Annotated in this window: 14 protein-coding genes; all 14 read right to left on the bottom strand. The window is 44.0% G+C overall.

From position 1 onward, the window contains the following. Nucleotides 1-824, bottom strand: an 824-nt coding sequence (locus tag B2899_RS05940) for an electron transfer flavoprotein subunit alpha/FixB family protein (protein ID WP_286884471.1), incomplete at its 3' end; no start/stop codon positions are given. Between the two features lie 21 nt (nt 825-845). Next, the gene (locus tag B2899_RS05935) at nt 846-1,610 is read right to left on the bottom strand and encodes an electron transfer flavoprotein subunit beta/FixA family protein (RefSeq protein ID WP_286884469.1); all 765 of its coding nucleotides are present in this window, start codon (nt 1,608-1,610) and stop codon (nt 846-848) included. Nucleotides 1,611-1,636: 26 nt separating this feature from the next. Next, a complete protein-coding gene (locus B2899_RS05930) occupies nt 1,637-2,419 on the bottom strand; it encodes a CoA-transferase subunit beta (RefSeq protein WP_286884468.1) in 783 nt (260 codons plus the stop codon). Nucleotides 2,420-2,423: 4 nt separating this feature from the next. Continuing rightward, on the bottom strand, nt 2,424-3,362 hold the full coding sequence (locus B2899_RS05925) for a CoA transferase subunit A (RefSeq protein ID WP_286884467.1): 939 nt from the start codon (nt 3,360-3,362) through the stop codon (nt 2,424-2,426). Nucleotides 3,363-3,608: 246 nt separating this feature from the next. Further along, complete coding sequence (locus B2899_RS05920) at nt 3,609-4,751, bottom strand: acyl-CoA dehydrogenase family protein (RefSeq protein ID WP_146809314.1); 1,143 nt, start codon at nt 4,749-4,751, stop codon at nt 3,609-3,611. Between the two features lie 138 nt (nt 4,752-4,889). Then, nucleotides 4,890-6,062, bottom strand: coding sequence for a CaiB/BaiF CoA transferase family protein (locus tag B2899_RS05915; protein ID WP_286884466.1), 1,173 nt, complete (start codon nt 6,060-6,062; stop codon nt 4,890-4,892). A gap of 101 nt (nt 6,063-6,163) precedes the next feature. Beyond that, the gene (locus B2899_RS05910; protein ID WP_146809316.1) at nt 6,164-7,606 is read right to left on the bottom strand and encodes an aldehyde dehydrogenase family protein; all 1,443 of its coding nucleotides are present in this window, start codon (nt 7,604-7,606) and stop codon (nt 6,164-6,166) included. 72 nt (nt 7,607-7,678) lie between these two features. Continuing rightward, nucleotides 7,679-8,815 (bottom strand): glycoside hydrolase family 88 protein, encoded by a 1,137-nt coding sequence (locus B2899_RS05905; protein ID WP_146809317.1) that lies wholly within the window; start codon nt 8,813-8,815, stop codon nt 7,679-7,681. A gap of 75 nt (nt 8,816-8,890) precedes the next feature. After that, nucleotides 8,891-10,057 (bottom strand): iron-containing alcohol dehydrogenase family protein, encoded by a 1,167-nt coding sequence (locus tag B2899_RS05900; protein WP_170230187.1) that lies wholly within the window; start codon nt 10,055-10,057, stop codon nt 8,891-8,893. Nucleotides 10,058-10,138: 81 nt separating this feature from the next. Beyond that, nucleotides 10,139-11,458 carry an MFS transporter gene (locus B2899_RS05895; protein ID WP_146809319.1) on the bottom strand — a complete coding sequence of 440 codons (1,320 nt, stop codon included), beginning with the start codon at nt 11,456-11,458 and terminating at the stop codon, nt 10,139-10,141. Between the two features lie 184 nt (nt 11,459-11,642). Beyond that, nucleotides 11,643-12,506 (bottom strand): IclR family transcriptional regulator, encoded by an 864-nt coding sequence (locus B2899_RS05890; protein WP_246147259.1) that lies wholly within the window; start codon nt 12,504-12,506, stop codon nt 11,643-11,645. Between the two features lie 495 nt (nt 12,507-13,001). Then, on the bottom strand, nt 13,002-14,138 hold the full coding sequence (locus B2899_RS05885) for a Ger(x)C family spore germination protein (RefSeq protein ID WP_286884462.1): 1,137 nt from the start codon (nt 14,136-14,138) through the stop codon (nt 13,002-13,004). Further along, on the bottom strand, nt 14,122-15,231 hold the full coding sequence (locus B2899_RS05880; protein ID WP_286884461.1) for a GerAB/ArcD/ProY family transporter: 1,110 nt from the start codon (nt 15,229-15,231) through the stop codon (nt 14,122-14,124). Before B2899_RS05880 ends, B2899_RS05885 begins: the two co-directional genes overlap by 17 nt. Next, nucleotides 15,228-16,769, bottom strand: a complete 1,542-nt coding sequence (locus B2899_RS05875; RefSeq protein WP_286884460.1) for a spore germination protein — start codon at nt 16,767-16,769, stop codon at nt 15,228-15,230. Before B2899_RS05875 ends, B2899_RS05880 begins: the two co-directional genes overlap by 4 nt. Between the last annotated feature and the right edge of the window lie 114 nt (nt 16,770-16,883).

Below are 16,883 nucleotides of genomic sequence, written 5' to 3'. Positions count from 1 at the left end.
CCGGCCAGATGCTGAATGGCGCCGGAAATGCCGGCCGCAATGTACAGGTCAGGTGTTACCACTTTACCGGTCTGGCCGATTTGCAGCGAGTAATCGCAGTATTCGGCATCGCACGCGCCACGGGATGCGCCAACCGCGCCGCCCAGCACCTCAGCCAGCTCTTGCAGCGGCTTAAATCCTTCTGCGGATTTCACGCCGCGTCCGCCGGATACGACGACTTTCGCTTCGGACAGGTCCACGCCGCCTGCTGTTTTGCGTACCACCTCTTTTACGATGGTGCGCAGGTCTTTGATTTCGACATTGAAGTCGACCTGTTCTGCGGTGCCGCCTGTTTCTTCCGCCGCAATATTGTTCGGACGCACGGTCGCGAATACCGTTCCGTCCGTCACTTTTTTCTTCTCAAAAGCTTTCCCCGCATAAATCGGACGCGTAAACACGACGTCTCCGCCTTCTACCTGTACATCGATCACATCGGATACGAGGCCAAGGCCAAGGCGGGCGGCCACGCGCGGAGCAAGGTCTTTGCCTACCGCCGTATGCGGCATCAGAATCGCTTCCGGCTGCACATCCTCAATCACCTGGCGCAGCGCCTGGAAATAGGCGTCTGTTGTATACGTGTCCAGCTCTTTGTGCGCAACCGCATACACTTTGCTTGCACCGTATTTCCCCAGATCCGCCACATAGTTCGCCGCATCGCTGCCGAACGCAACCGCAATGATCTCGCCGCCTTCCGCGATGCGCTGTGCCGCCGTCAGCGCCTCGAACGATACGTTACGCAAACTTCCGTCTCTCGCTTCTGCCACTACAAGTACTTTTTTGCTCATCTCACTCGTCCTCCTTAGCCCTTAAATGACTTTCGCTTCGTTGCGAAGAAGTTGTACTAATTCTTTGACCTGGTCTTGAATATCGCCGCTCAGGATGCGGCCCGCTTCTTTTTTCGGCGGCAGGAACGTTTCAACCACCGTGGTTTTTGCGGCGATGTCCCCGTCGATATTCAAATCGTCTATCGTCAGACGCTCCATCGGCTTTTTCTTCGCTTTCATGATGCCCGGCAGAGAAGGATAGCGCGGCTCGTTCAGCCCCTGCTGTGCCGTAACCAGTACCGGCAGGGAGACTTCAATGACTTCTACGTCCCCTTCGACGTCGCGCTCAATGGTGGCCTTGCCGCCATCCACATCCAGCTTTGTAATGGTCGTTACCTGAGCAATGTTCAGCTCTTCCGCCAGGCGCGGTCCGACCTGGCCGGAACCGTTGTCAACCGCCATGTTTCCGCCAAGGATGATATCATACTCACGGTCTTTGATGACGGCAGCCAGGATTTTCGCTACGCTGTATTCATCCGCCTCGATATCTTCGCTATCTACGATAACGGCCTTGTCCGCGCCCATCGCAAGCGCGGTGCGCAGAGCGCTCTCTGCGCGTTCCGGACCTACCGTAATCACCGTTACTTCCCCGCCGTGCTCATCGCGCAGCTTAATCGCTTCTTCGACCGCGTATTCATCGTACGGATTGATGATGAACTCTACGCCGTCTTCGCTGATTTTACCGTTTTCAAGCACGATCTTTTCTTCTGTGTCAAACGTTTGCTTTAAACATACAAGAATGTTCATGCTAAAAATTCTCCCTTATATCGTTATTAAATATAAAATCTATTCGGATCTATTTTGACCCTCAATAATTCCAATTCCTCTTCGGTAGGGATTGGGGTTTCATGTACGTCCTCAGCAATTTTCAAATCCCATGAAACCAGTTCCTTGATTTCCTCAATCGTTACACCTGGATGATACGAAGCCAGATACATTTCTTTACTATGATCGTCAAACTTATATACTCCTTTATTAGTAACGACACATGAAGGTCCCGTATTCTCAGGAAATCCTGCTTTTTCTCTCTCCCCCGGGCCAGTCAAGTATCCCGGCGAGGTATTATAATCGACTCGTTCAACGAATCGTCCGGGCCGGGTCTGATCCAATATTATGATTGTTCGTTGTGCAAATGTTGCTATATCATTAGCTCCTCCACTTCCCATCAATCGAACCCTGGGGTTTTTATAGGATCCAATAACTGTAGAGTTGAGATTTCCAAAACGGTCAATCTGTGCCCCTCCAAGAAAACCTACGTTAATTTCCCCGCGAACAAGCATGGCTGTTACTTCCGGCAGTCCCGTAGCCATATCAGAATTTGCACTCAAAGTGAGATCATCCACAGCCCGTGGCAATGAGAACGGAGGCGTTGATCTAACATTTCCCGTTTCTGTTATAAACACAAGTTCAGGAGCATGAGTACATTGAGCCAAATAGGTTGCAACTAATGGTAACCCGTATCCGGCAAAAACAATTTCTTTATTATGAAGTTGCCGTGAAGCAATTACACACATTAGTTCATTCAATGAAAATGCTTGCTTGGTTTTTGTTGTCATGATATTACCTCCAACCATAATTAACCGAGGGACTAAGAATCGGATCTTTTAATCGCAACTTCTCCAGCTGACTATATCCGAATCGATTGACATAATGCTCAAGATATGCCTTCCGATCTTTCACTCCATACACCCATTCTTCCAGATACGATTCATGGGTTTCTAACTTCCTGGATGCTTCCCCGGAAATGTTCAAACGGTAATCCCAATCTGCTTCATAATAACCCGGCATATGTGCAGGATGAGCCCCCCAGGGTTCATGGACAACTGCTGCCACCTTGATACCTGGAATCATTGTTCTATTAGGATCGCTGCGGATCAGATCCGATGAAACCAATTCTTCACAGGTAATAATTACTTTTTTCGCAGCCATACCAGCCAGATGATCGAACGATAAAACCCCCCATCGATGGGAATTTCCATGGAGATCGGACCGTTGCACGTGCAGAATTGCAACATCCGGTTGAATACCCGGGACTACGGGAATTTGCTTATTGTCCTCATTCGAAAAAGGATCGGTTGTAAAGCGTACGATAGAATTGTTTTCAATCATATCAGATCCCACCATGCCCTTAAGCGGAACAAAGGGAAGGTTATAATATCCACCCAATAACATGGATATAATGGCCATATTATTAAAATCATAAATCTCCAGCTTTTGAGGAATCCCTTCCTGCCACGCTCTACGTATCGCATGGCTTCCTTTCGTGGCATCGTTTCCAATCCAGCTGATGTAAGCTTCATTTACACAACCTGCTGCCACCAGGTGATCTCCTACTTCACAGCTTGCCCCCGCAATCAGTTTAAGATTGCGTTTATTTTGCCTTATAATCTCATGCGCAGCAGCGTATGGAACGCTTCCCTGCCAGCCGCCGAGATAGATCATGTCACCATCATTTACATATTTTTTGATAGCGTCTTCCATCGAATAGATTTTACTCATCCTTACACCCCTTTCACTTTCTTCAATCATATGGGGAAACAGCTCTTCATTAACTCCCGGCTCTTCCAAAAACCTGGGTATACCGTTAATTTCCTGCTGAGCGAGTTTCCCCTATCTAATTGAAGTTTCCCTAAAAAGATAAATTTAAATATTTTCGTATATTTCCTCGCCAGGTCAAATAATTAATAATATTGTAATTATTTCACAACATTATTTTATTAAATTTAATTATATGGTTCTGAAAATTTAACAACCCAAAAGACGTGCAATAAACATCCTTTGAATCTCTGAGGTACCTTCCACAATTTCCAGCAGCTTGGCATCCCCTAGCATTTTGGAGATACGGTGTTCTTTTGATAATCCTATTCCCCCATGAATTTGGATTGCCTTATGAACAACGGACATGGCAGTCTCTGTAGCAAATAATTTTGCCATTGAGCTTTCTTTCCGGAAATCTTGTTTCATATCCGCAAGTTTTGCAGCTCTGTATACCATAAGTCTTGCAGCATCAATTTGGGTTGCCATATCGGCCAGCTTAAAGGAAATGCCTTGATACTTGGAAATAGGTTGACCAAAAGCTTCTCTGGCTTTGGCATATTCCAGAGCTGCTTCATATGCTCCCTGAGCAACACCCAAAGCACATGCCGCTATACTAATTCGCCCATACGTGATGGAAGTAAGCAATTGCCTTACTCCTGAACCCTCTTCTCCAAGCAGACAATCATCCGGAAGAAATACATCTTCAAAAACAAGTTCACGGCTATCTGCTGCCTGCCAACCAATCGTTTCAATTTTTGGTCCCACTGTATAGCCAGCCGTATTTCGAGGAACAATAAAACTGCTTGTTAGCGTTTTGCCATCTCTTTTTCCAGTTACCGCAGCAATGACAGCAACTCCGTTAAGTTCATTTCCCGCATTTGTAATAAACAGCTTGCTGCCGTTGATGACCCAGCCCCCGTCAACTTTCTCTGCTTTTGTATTCATAGCGGCTGCATCCGAGCCACCGTTTGCCTCGGTTAAGCCAATTGATCCGATAAACCCTCCCGTAATCATTGGGGTTAACCATTTCTGCTTTTGTTCTTCTGTACCAAACAGGTTGATTAAAGTGGCTGGTGAACTATTTGCCATGACAATAGCTGAAACGGAAGCATCGACCCGTGATATCTCCTCAAGTGCCAAAGCAAAAGAAACCATCCCTTCTCCCATTCCACCATATTCCTCCGGATAAGGAATCCCAAAAACTCCAATTTCAGCCAATCCCTTGATCATCTCTGTAGGAAATTTACTGCTATGAACGTATTTATCAATCTCAGGCGAAATTTTTTCCTCTACATAATCTCGTACTACACTTTGGAGCATTTTTTGCTCCTGGGTTAATTCTAATAACATAACAAATCTCCCTCCACAAATGGGTTAAAATGTAAAATTATTTGTATTTAATTAAAGGAAAAGTTATCTTTAGCTAATTGTCTTCAATTAGCCGATTGGCTATCTAAAGCACGCACGGACAATGTTTCAGTAGAAATTTCAGATTACCCCTTTTTCCTGTAATTCCGCTATTTCCGAAGAAGTCAGGCCTATTCTTGATAAGATCTCTACATTATGCTGCCCGAGTTCAGGAGGTAACGTATTATATTCCGCCGGGGTTTTGCTTAACTTAAACGGTGAACCCAGTTCAATAATCCGGCCGCCGTCCTTCCCTGTTCTCTCAAACAATAAATTCCGTTCCTTTACCCAATCGCTATTAACTACATCTTCAATAGACAGCACAGGAGCGCCAGGTATATCCATTTGTATCATTTCCTGGATAGCCGTATCTCTGTCCCGCTGTTTAAAGAAATTTGAAATCTCTGATTTCATTTCTTCTTGTCTTTCAGGATCAAATTGAATATCGATAAAGTCGGGACGATCGATATACTGGCAGAATGAATGCCAGAATTTCTCTTCCAACGGTCCGATGGATACATACTTTCCGTCTCTTGTTTGATACACGTTATAGCTCGCCCATGCCCCTGTGAACCAGGTGCTGGAAGGATTGAACTTTTCCCCTTGATCAAGATATTCTGCTAATGCTGGCAATAAAAGGGAAATCAATCCATCGGCTATTGAGACATCAACAAATTGTCCAACACCCTTGCGTTCCCGGCCTATGATCGCCAACAAGATGGAAATCGTAGCGGGCAAATAACCTCCCGCTATATCCCCTAGCAATGAACCCGGCATACTAATTGTTCCCTCAGGAGTTACATTCATGCCCAAAAAACCTGAATAGCTTGCATAATTAATATCATGGGCCGCCAAATCCTTTAGAGGGCCGGTTTGACCAAAACCGCTCAAAGAGCAGTAGATAATACGCTCATTAATATCGGAAATGTCTTTGTATCCCAAACCGAGACGATCCATTACTCCTGGCCGAAACCCTTCGATAATAACATCTGATTGTTTAGCCAGCTTTTTGAAAATCTCCTTTCCCTCCGGAGATTTAAGGTTAAGCGTAATACTTTTTTTATTACGGTTCAGCATCTCAAACAATCGACCGGAACCGTCAACCAGCGGTTCAAGTTTTCGTCCTGTTTCTCCGATACCAGGCCGTTCAATCTTAATTACTTCTGCTCCATAATCAGCAAGAAGCATACTCGCAAATGGCCCGGGGACAAGCCCCGTCAAATCAAGTATGGTAATCCCCTCTAAAATTTTCACAATCTATACCCCCTCCCATAAAATAAACGTTTTCTGTTTATTCAGTTAAAGGTAAATTCCCTCGTTTTCAATAGAGTCCGTTGTCTGCTTCAGACATCGCACTACATCCGGTCCTTGTAGACGGTCTTTACCTGGGTATAAAATTCAATGGCAGTTTTGCCCTGCTCACGGGAGCCCGTGCTGGAATTCTTGCAACCGCCGAACGGCACCTGAGGCTCTGCGCCCGCTGTTTCCGAATTTACGTGCACAATACCCGCTTCAATGTCTGCAATGAACCGCTCCGCTAGCGTAAGGTTGTTCGTACAAATAGCCGCACTTAAGCCAAATTCTGTATCATTGGCAATCTCTATCGCTTCCTCGTAATCCTTGGCCTTAAAGAGTGCTATGACAGGTCCGAAAATTTCTTCGCGCGCAATGCGGGCATCACGGGATACATTCTCAAAAATAGTGGGTTGTACATAGAAACCCTTTGCAAGATCCTCGTCTGCCGGAATTTCACCTCCGTACAGGAGCGTCGCTTCTGCCTTTCCGGCTTCAATCATTGCCAGCACACCATCCCGCTGTTCTTTGGATACGGCCGGACCCATATATGTGTCGTGATCAAGAGGGTTGCCCACTTTCAACTCTTTCGTGCGTTCGACGAGTCGGTCGCGGAATAGTTCGTAAATACCTTCTTCAACAATGACACGGCTCGTTGCAGTACACTTCTGGCCAGTAGATCTGAATGCGCCACTAACGGCTATTTCAACCGCTTTATTCACGTCCGCATCAGACAAAACGATGAGTGGATTTTTCCCGCCCATTTCTAACTGAACTTTTTTACCCCTGGCCGTTGCCTGGTTTTGAATTTGGAGTCCGACTTGATTGGAGCCAGTAAACGAAATCGCTTTAATACCTGGATTCTCAACCAATTCCGCACCGACTACAGAGCCTCTGCCGAATACACAGTTGAGGACACCTGCCGGCAACTCCGCTTTATCAAAAGCATTCATTATATGGTATACACATTTTGGCGTAATGTCGGACGGTTTAATCACCACAGTATTTCCATAAATGAGTGCTGGAGCTATCTTCCACATTGGAATCGCAATCGGGAAATTCCATGGAGTGATCAATCCGATTGGACCTACCGGTACACGCGTTGTATACAAGAATGTCTCTGCATTCACAGACGGAATGACTTGCCCCAAAGGCTGACGTGCTTCCGCCGCGTAATATTCAAGAATGCTAATCGCACGCTGTGTTTCTCCGATACCTTCTGCTAGTGTCTTTCCTTCTTCCAGCGTAAGGTCGCGGCCCACTTCCTGCAGATTCGCTTTTAAAATCTCAGCCGCTTTTTGCAAGTATGCGGCACGCTGCTGAAATGAAAGTCTCTTCCAGGACGAAAATGCTTTCTTTGCCGCTGCAATCGCTTCCTGTGCATCTTCTGCCGTACTTAATGGGAATTCTCCCAAATTCTCTTGATTATGCGGACTGAAATTTACTTTATACTCTCCTGAAACCGGTTCTTTCCATTGTCCATCAATATAATTTAAATAACGCATTATTTTTCCTCCTGTCATCTATATATAACTCCTACCACTTCATCCTTTTAACTTCTTCCGAAAGGGCACACGTTAGAACATGTTGGGGCGCGTATACCCCAGCAAACCACTTAAACATTCAAACAAATAATAATCTCCCCAAATGAGTTCACTGTCTACCGCAACACCCAATTTTTTGTTAAAACATCCCCCTAATAACATGCCTGGCCGTCTTCTGTCTTCCTCAGACGTTGGAGTTAAATAATTCGAAATTAATTGATGAACTGACTTAAGCGCAATAGAGCGATAAGTCTTGCTGCGATCCTCATCTTCTACAAGATGACTTAACTTCAACAACGCAGAAGCAGCAATTGCTGTAGCGGATGTGTCACGATTCGTATCCGGTATTGCAGGATCATCGAAATCCCAAAAAGCTACACCGTCATCCGGGAGATGATGAACCCACCAATCCGATACTAAAATAGCAGTATCCAACAACTTCTTTTCACGGGAAGCCCATTGATACGCTGCAGTGTAATGAATCATTGCCCAGGCCTGCGCGCGTGCCCATGTACTTTCATCACTATACCCTTTATGTGTGTAACGTTTAAGCAAGTTGCCTGATTGATCAAACGTAGCGGATTGACAAACCGATCCGTCACTTCGCACACATAACTCTACGTGCTGCAATGCATGATTTATAGCGATTTCCGCCAATGAACTATCACCTGTTTCCCGAGAGGCCCAGAGTAACAAGGGTGATGCACTTACACCGTCAATATTCGTTTCCGTATTGCCAACACTACTTGCTTCTTCTGCCTCATCACCGAGAGGGATAAGCCGTGCCTTTGGGTTATACTGGGAAACAATCGATCTAGCTGCACTTATGGCTATATCCTTCGCCATTTGGTCTCCGACCAGAATGCTCCCAAGAGCCGCACCGTAATAAAAAAGATACCCACGGAAAACCGTTTTCGATTCAATTCGTTTTTTCAATAGTTCAGTCCATTTTTGAGCCCAATTGTGATAAAGAGCATCTTTTGTTGCGGCAGCGGCCAGCCAATTCATACCATTCCAATAGCCTCCTGTCCAGTCACCATATGGGCTATAAACCCATTCGCCTGTTTTGCTATCAGCATAATGGGGAAATTGATTGCCGGCGCCATTCGCTGTTGCTTTGATCCCTTCAAGAATTTGATTATACGCTTCTTCAATTAGCGTTTTTTCCATCAGACCAACTCCTTTCCAAGGATTGTATTTCACTAAAAATAGCTATTAAAAACTTTATTTATTCCTGATTTCCTTTCACTCCATAAATCCAAGCGGGCTCTCCCCGGAGAATGATTTTTTATAAATTTGTTCGACATCATTTTTCGTTACTCGTCTTGGATTTATAGCGACATTCCCGCTTTTGAATGTATCCTCAATCATCTGGGGAATCAGCTCTTCATTAACTCCCAGTTCTTTGAAAGATTTTGGAATACCAAGCTGATGATTTAATTTTATTACTTCCTCTACTCCAGCCCGTGCGGCAGCTATCTCATTTTCCTGTTTTTGGACCCCTAATGCATCGGCAACCATTGCATACCCCTGTGGATTACCTATTGAATTAAAGGACATAACATAAGGTAATAAAACGGCATTAGCAACACCATGCGGAACGCCAGCCAGACCGCTGATAGGATGCGACATGGCATGAACCAAGCCCAGGCGGGATATGGTAAAGGCGACGCCTGCCAGTGTGCTAGCATATAACATCTGGCTAAGATCTGTAATGTTTCCATTCGCTGTTGCAGGTCGTAAAGATTTTCCTATGAGACGAATAGCTTCCAAAGCACACGAATCCGCATACCAATTTTGAATATTGTTGGTTAAAGCTTCAATGGCGTGGGTTAAAGCATCCATACCGGTGGAAGCAACCAACTTAGGCGGAAGACTGAGAAGTAAGCTCGGATCCAAAATGGCTACTTTAGGAATTAAGTATGATGAAACAATAGGCATTTTAAAATGATTTTCATCTGTGACTACCGTTACATTGGTTACTTCAGATCCCGTACCACATGTTGTCGGTATAGTAATTAACGGTGGAAGTTGATTTTTAACATTACCTACTCCAGCCATGTTCGTAATTGGTTCTTGATTTGTAACTAACATCCCGGCTGCCTTGGCGGTATCAATGGAACTTCCGCCTCCCACTGCTAAAATACCATCACACTTCTCCGAAATATAAAAATTCTTTGCATTTTCTACACATTCTATATTAGGATCTGGTAGAACTCCGTCATATAACGCAATTTCTATATTGTTTTCAGCAATACTTTTTGTGATTCCCTCTAGCAATCCGGAATCGATAACTCCTTTGTCAGAAACAACCATTACCTTCTTGCACTTTAGTGAACTAAATTCACTACCAACCCGCGTGCTACTATCAATTCCAAATTCAATTCTTACTGGTAAAAAAATTGATGACAATATATTCACTCCTTTTTGGATAGTTCACAATGTAAATGTGCCAAGATTATGTTTAATGCGGATATTTGACTGTTTATATTTTTATGATAATTCTATATCCTTTGTTTCCCGCATCAAAGCAAGCGAAATAAGAGAAATGACACCTGCAAGAATAATATAAATAGCGATAGGGATCCAGGAATCATTGAAAGCGTTAAGCAATGCGAGTGCGATCATCGGCGCTGTACCACCGAACACGGCAGCACCTATCTGATTCCCCACAGAAATGCCAGTCATACGTACATTTGTGCTAAAGATTTCCGAGAACATCGTTCCCATCACAGCCTCAATCGGTGCCCAAATAATTCCTATCGCGATAATGGTCGCTATCGTTAACCATACGGCAGACTTTAGGGATAACAGATAAAAATACGGGAAGGCAAACAGTATCATGCCAACAGTTCCGCCGATATATAAAGGCTTTCTGCCGATTTTATCAGACAGTTTCCCCATACAAGGGATCATGATTACTGTTACTAAATTAGCAATTGCCACTGCATTAAGTACAGTAACCGTATCATACCCAAGGTATTGGGTTGAGTAAGCGATTACAAAGGTTGCAAAAATATAGTATGGTCCCGTTTCTATAAATTTAGCCCCTACAGTTAATAACACAGCCTTCCAGTGATAACGGAAAGTTGCGACAAGCGGCACCCTGGCGATGTTGCCACTCTCTTTTGCTTCTTTGAAAGTTGGCGTTTCATCAATACCGTTACGAATCCAAAGACCCAGAAAAATAAGCACAGCACTCAGGAGAAACGGTAAACGCCAGCCCCATGCGAGAAATTGATCTTCCGGCAAAGCACTCGTCAGTGAGATAGCCAGTGTTCCGAGCAGCATTCCGATGGGTACGCCCAGTTGCGGAATACTTCCAAAAAACCCGCGGTTCTCTTTTTTTGCATATTCTACCGCCAATAGCACAGAACCGCCCCACTCCCCACCGATGCCAAGGCCCTGGCATAAACGCAGCACGACCAGTAAAATAGGTGCCCATATCCCGATAGCGTTATAATCAGGTAATAAACCAATCAAAAAGGTAGCCCCGCCCATTAGCGATAAAGTTAATATAAGCGTTTTCTTTCTCCCGATCTTATCGCCAATATGACTAAAAACAATTCCACCTAGCGGGCGAATGAAAAATGAAAGCCCAAACGATAGATAAGAAAGCAACAACCCAACTACCGGATCATGACTCGGAAAAAACAGTTTATTAAACACCAGCGAAGCCAATGACCCATAAAGAAAAAAATCAAACCACTCAATTGAGCTTCCGACCATACTTGCTAATAATGCTTTATTTGCCTGTTTTTTGGAAACTTCTCTAGAAACTTCCGTTTGATCTACCGTTTGAACTTGAGTCATAGTACTCCTCCCTCTTTAAAAACTAAAAAAGAAGTATATAAGTCATATTGTGCTAAAATATTTTTAATTTCTTCAGTCGAAGTGTGGTATACTTGTTCAGAGGTCGCATCCTTTCATATGGGGAGTTTGGTCGCTTGCCATTGTAAGGAAAAGGCGCCTCTTTTTTTTATTAAATTAGCATGTGTTAATTCATTGATTCTCCCACCTCATTCTTAATGTCATATCCTAAGTTGCTTGATACCCTGGAAGTAGTTTCAAGCAGATGTTTAAGCAACTCTTTTTCTTTGGACATAATTCGAATTGTAGGTGCACAAATACTGATAGCCGCCCTGATTACCCCGTTTTTAGCAAAAACAGGAGCAGATATACATGAAATTCCACTTTCAAAGGTTTCATAAGATAGATAGTAGCCAGTCTTCCGAATTTGAGCTAACTCCAGCCGGAGCATATCAGGATCAACGGTTGTGTGCGAAGTGTATGGTTCCAGTTTTGTCGTTGAAAGATATTGTTCAACTTTAGCTTCATCACTGAAGGCCAATAAGACCTTCCCAAGTGCCGTCGAATATGGCGGTGATGTTAATGATAAGTGAAATTGTAATCGTAAGGATGAATCATTCGCAACAACTCGATCCAGCAGAACTACAACATCGCCATCTAGCACACCAAAGTGCACTAATTCATCTGTGACTTTAGCTAATTCTACAAGCGAAGGATGGGTAACTTTACGAATATCCAAACGTTTTTCGAATGCATTTCCTAATTCAAGACAGGCTAAACCCAATTGATATTTTCCTGTATCGGGATCCTGAACAATAAATCTTTTTTCCTTTAAGTTTTCTAATATTTTTAGCAAATAGCTTTTTCTAATACCTAAAGATTCGGATATTTCAGCTAAAGTAAATTCGCTTTTACCTTTAAAAGCTAGTAGAATGTCTAAAGCATGAGCGACGTTCCCATAAGAAGTTGAAGATTTTTTGGGGGGTTCCGCTTGTTTTTTAGCCTCCACTCGTTTTTCACCTCCCTTCATTAATAATTTTGAAAACTTCAAATTTCCTCCTTTTGTTTAATCCTGCATATTTAGTGAATGCGGTTCACTAAATATATTATATTATTAATACTATGACTTTTTCAATATTTTTTTGTGCAGGCGTTGCTCCAGCAAAGCTATCATAGACTTTTGAAGAGCTTTTTACCCCACTTCATTCATGATTTCGAAAAATTTAAATGTCTCCTTATTTCTTCAACCCCGTACTTTTTAGTGAATTTTATTCACTAAAAAGCATTATATTATCAATAGTATGACTTTTCAATGCTTTTCTGTGAAAATCATGAGGAAAGAAGGAAGGGGAAGAGGAAATGGGATCCAGGGAAGAAAAAGACATTCGCCTTTTTCCCCATTGAAATCATTCCCTCGTTCTCTTCTCTCTTTTCCTTCGTACCGCAAAAGTCAGCCGCCCTTCCCATCATTTTCATGTCGGAGCTGCGGCTGAAAAGCCATGGTCGTGAAAGACGGTTCGTACCTTCTGCCTGCTGCGTATAGTCTTTATTGAATCACACCATGACCCTTAATTTTTATGATCGGCGTTACCGTAACGGTCGCCCGTGAAAATTCGTCCGGCCAGCGATTATCAACCTTTTTCCACTGCTGATATTGATACGCACGCGCATACCACCCAAATCCAAACGGATCAAGATGCTGCTTCTGCACTTTCTGAATCAATCCATTGAGCTCCTTTTCGAGCTGATCGGTAATAATCGCAGTGAGTTGCTCCTTCTTTTTCTTCATATCTACATCCAATGTACGCTCCACCAGATCAATCTCGAGATTCATTTTTACATCAAACAAAAAACGGCTCTTCTTATAATGGGTCGAAATACTGCGGCTTAGTCCAACTATATCTACAGTTACAAAGTCTGTATTTTTTCTATTTTTTTTAATATTGAGGGTTTCCAGTGACGAGGACGGCATACGGATAGTAAGGGATACCGGGAGCCTCGACTTCTTCTGGAGCATAAGAAGCAGCGCGCTTTCCCGGCGGTTTAACGACATCTTATGTACTCCTCTGTTATCTAAAAGCGCAGAACCGGTGACAACAATCGCATTCTTTCCTTTTTTTATTTCTGAAATGGCAGGCGTAATTCCCTTATCGAATGCCAGCGTATGAAATTGCTGCAGCGTAACAAACGCTGTCCGATTGGACTCCTTTTCTACATCGACTACATTGGTTAGGTACATAGGAAGGGCGGGTTTATCACTAAACTCACTGTTCACAATAGAAGAAACTGATCCTTTCACAGCGACCATGCGCATATTCCCTGTATTTTTTGGATCGCGATAGGCGACATCCAGATAGGGTAAGATGCTTTCTTTTTTCAACAGCCGCTCGCTAAACATAAGTACCTGCAGTTTCCCGGTCGCAATCTCACCATTACTTACACTGTTAAACACTTCCCTTGCCTGTCTGGTTGTATCTGTTTTTGCTCCATATACTTCGTATTTCTTTTTCGCATCTTTATTAAAAACAGGACTTACCTGATAAACAATAATTTTATTATCTCTATCCATATCAAAACCATAGACTAAAGATAACGTTGTTTTCTCCACATCAAGCTGTTCCCTGCATGCCGGCATGAGCAGCAGCCAGAAGCATGCCAGGATGAATTTAGCCCGCTTTATCATCGATTTGCCTCCTTTTCCAATGCGTATAACCTGTTACATAGAAAAGGAATATAACCGGGAACGCATAGGCGATGAAATAACTTATCCCCCCCCACCACTCTTTCCATAGTTCAAGCTCCTGATAGGACGGTCTGAAGAAGAAGGAGACAACTGCAAAAAGTGGAAGCAAAAGGTACGGCAGCTGCCAGTCCTTTTTATTACACAGCTGAGAAAAAGTATCCGTAACAAAAAAAAGGTAGGGAATCCCCGAAGTTGAAAAAAGAAAAATGTAAAAGGATACAAAGACAATTTCCATTCGTTCGAGAAACGGAAACTGGATCGGTTTGACAAGGGTAAGCGTGGGCCATAAAAATTGCGTGATTTCCTCCGGGCTAAAATAAATGAAACAAATGAACGTAATATGAAGGTAAACAACCAACGTGAGAGTATTGGCAATCACAATCCCTTTGGCTGCGGCTTTTTTATTTTGTAGATACGGATAGAAGAGAAACGCCATCTCAAATCCAAGAAAGGCAATGACGGTGGTTTTTACTGTATAAAGGATTGGCATCCACCCTTCCTTCAATATGGGCAGCAGGTAAATCCAGTGACTATCTTTGAGCGGGAACATTAACAATATCGGCAGCCCAAGCGTGAAGAAAAAAACAAATTCCGCATAGCGCGCAATAATTCGCACACCCCCACGTACAATCATATAAGCGTTAATCATAAATAGGGTGACGATGAAATAGTTGGACGTGTTCGGTAAAATCCATTCTTGAACAATGGATACGGTAACAAAAAGAATGACCGTGACTGCGAATAAAGCATATAACATCCAGATTCCCATCACTGCTTTCCCCGGCCATTTCCCCAGATACCGTGTCAACAGCTCAAGCATGGTATCCCCTGGATGCTTGGCCATAAGGTGAACAATGCATAGGCTGACCACCGTCGTCAAAGCCCACCCCAGAATAATCGAGATCCAGCCGTCCGTCCCTGCCGTCTTGGCCACTCCCCCTGGAAGAGTCAAGATGCTGGTCCCTACCTGGACTCCATTAATAGCGAGAATATACTGGAGTAATGTTATTTCTTTCTTGACGAATCTGTTCATTGATCCTCCCTACGTTTTCTCCGATCCCCTTGCCGTTGTAACTGGCTGGGCCGAATCGATACAGGGCGCTTCGTCATCATCCGCATCGGTAAACGAACAAACGTATCTTTCATATCCGAAAGGCGCAGCGGTGAGATGGGGGCGCTATACGGTACTCCGAGGGATTCTAAAGAGAGTAAATGAGCCACAAGCGCCATTGTTCCAGATATGATGCCCACTGCGCCAAAAGCAGCAGCGAGAAGCATCATCGGAAAACGAATCAGCCGTATCCCATGCAACATTTCCACATTCGGAACAATAAAAGAAGCGATCGCGGTGATGGACACGACAATGACCATAATATTGCTTACAAGTCCGGCCTGAACCGCCGCCTGGCCAATGACAATCCCGCCGACAACGCCTATGGTTTGACCAATGGGTCCTGGGAGCCGGACCCCTGCTTCCCGGAGCATCTCAAGTACAATTTCCATAAGCACCGCTTCTACTAGAGGCGGAAACGGGACCCTCTCCCTTGATTCTGCAATCGATAAAAGTAATGGAAGCGGAATCACCTCATAATGAAAGGAAATTATCGAGATGTAGAAAGCAGGCGTAAAAATCGCGATGACAAATCCGGCGAAATGCAGCATCCGGATAAACGAAGCGGCGAGCCATCGTATATTATAATCATCCGTCGTTTGAAAAAAAGCAGAAAAGGTCATCGGTCCTATTAACACGCCCGGCGAACGGTCTGCAACGATAGCGACTCGCCCCTGAAGGAGATGGGAAGCTGCCGTATCCGGACGTTCCGTTATGGCAAACTGCGGAAAAGGTGTATACGGATGATCTTCGATGAGTTCCTCTAACTCTCCGGTGTTGAGAATCGTATCAACATGAATCGATGTAATTCTGCTTTCGACTTCCTGGAGAGCCTGTTGATTTACAACATCCGCCAGGTAAAGCAGCGAAATTTTTACACGTCCCCGCTCCCCGACCATCAATTCTTTCACCTTTAACTCCCGGCTTGGGATATAGCGGCGGATCATGGCAATATTTTGACCGGCTGTTTCAATAAACCCCTGGTGTGCGCCGCTTTTGACTGACAATTCTGCCTGCGGCTCCTCAATCGCTCGCTCCGGCCATCTTTGTGTTTCAAGTTCAAGGGCAGAGTCATGTCCATCAATAAAGAGAATGCTTTTCCCCATCAGGAGGGCCTGTTCAATATCAGACCATTTCCGGACTTTTTTGATCTGTCCTATCGCCACAGCAGATTCCAAAGCATCTTTTTGATTAAATTCCCCATATAAAAGCGGACGAAGAATATCTGTGTTAATGACTGTCTTATCTACCAGACCATCCATATACACAAGAGCTGCCTTCTGTCCTGTTTTTAATGAAATCTCACGGGTCGTAAGCTCCGGAATGCCGCTAAACAGCCTGGATACCTGTTGGAGGTTTACAGAGACAGAGGGATCGATTTCCCTGTATAAGATGTCATCAGCCTGTTTCTGACTGCGAAACGCTGGTTTACCTCTCAAGAAAGAACGAAAGAAAGACATACTTTCCCCTTTTCTATGCCCGTATTTTTGTACTATTTATTATGAGAAATTAAATAAAGAGATATACATTTATTGAAATTACTGAGGGTAACAAAACCACCATGGCCGATGAGT

The organism is Aneurinibacillus sp. UBA3580 (genome assembly GCF_002375825.1).
In the GTDB taxonomy this organism is placed as follows: Bacteria; Bacillota; Bacilli; order Aneurinibacillales; family Aneurinibacillaceae; genus Aneurinibacillus; species Aneurinibacillus danicus.
Note: the sequence above shows the minus strand (reverse complement) of the source record. Positions and strands in the feature narration are given on the sequence as shown.

Bases quoted from the DNA above. Each gene is read 5' to 3' on its own strand.
- B2899_RS05935 (WP_286884469.1), bottom strand. From the start codon at position 1,610: ATGAACATTCTTGTATGTTTAAAGCAAACGTTTGACACAGAAGAAAAG.
- B2899_RS05930 (WP_286884468.1), bottom strand. From the start codon at position 2,419: ATGACAACAAAAACCAAGCAAGCATTTTCATTGAATGAACTAATGTGT.
- B2899_RS05925 (WP_286884467.1), bottom strand. From the start codon at position 3,362: ATGAGTAAAATCTATTCGATGGAAGACGCTATCAAAAAATATGTAAAT.
- B2899_RS05920 (WP_146809314.1), bottom strand. From the start codon at position 4,751: ATGTTATTAGAATTAACCCAGGAGCAAAAAATGCTCCAAAGTGTAGTA.
- B2899_RS05910 (WP_146809316.1), bottom strand. From the start codon at position 7,606: ATGCGTTATTTAAATTATATTGATGGACAATGGAAAGAACCGGTTTCA.
- B2899_RS05905 (WP_146809317.1), bottom strand. From the start codon at position 8,815: ATGGAAAAAACGCTAATTGAAGAAGCGTATAATCAAATTCTTGAAGGG.
- B2899_RS05895 (WP_146809319.1), bottom strand. From the start codon at position 11,458: ATGACTCAAGTTCAAACGGTAGATCAAACGGAAGTTTCTAGAGAAGTT.
- B2899_RS05885 (WP_286884462.1), bottom strand. From the start codon at position 14,138: ATGATAAAGCGGGCTAAATTCATCCTGGCATGCTTCTGGCTGCTGCTC.
- B2899_RS05880 (WP_286884461.1), bottom strand. From the start codon at position 15,231: ATGAACAGATTCGTCAAGAAAGAAATAACATTACTCCAGTATATTCTC.
- B2899_RS05875 (WP_286884460.1), bottom strand. From the start codon at position 16,769: ATGTCTTTCTTTCGTTCTTTCTTGAGAGGTAAACCAGCGTTTCGCAGT.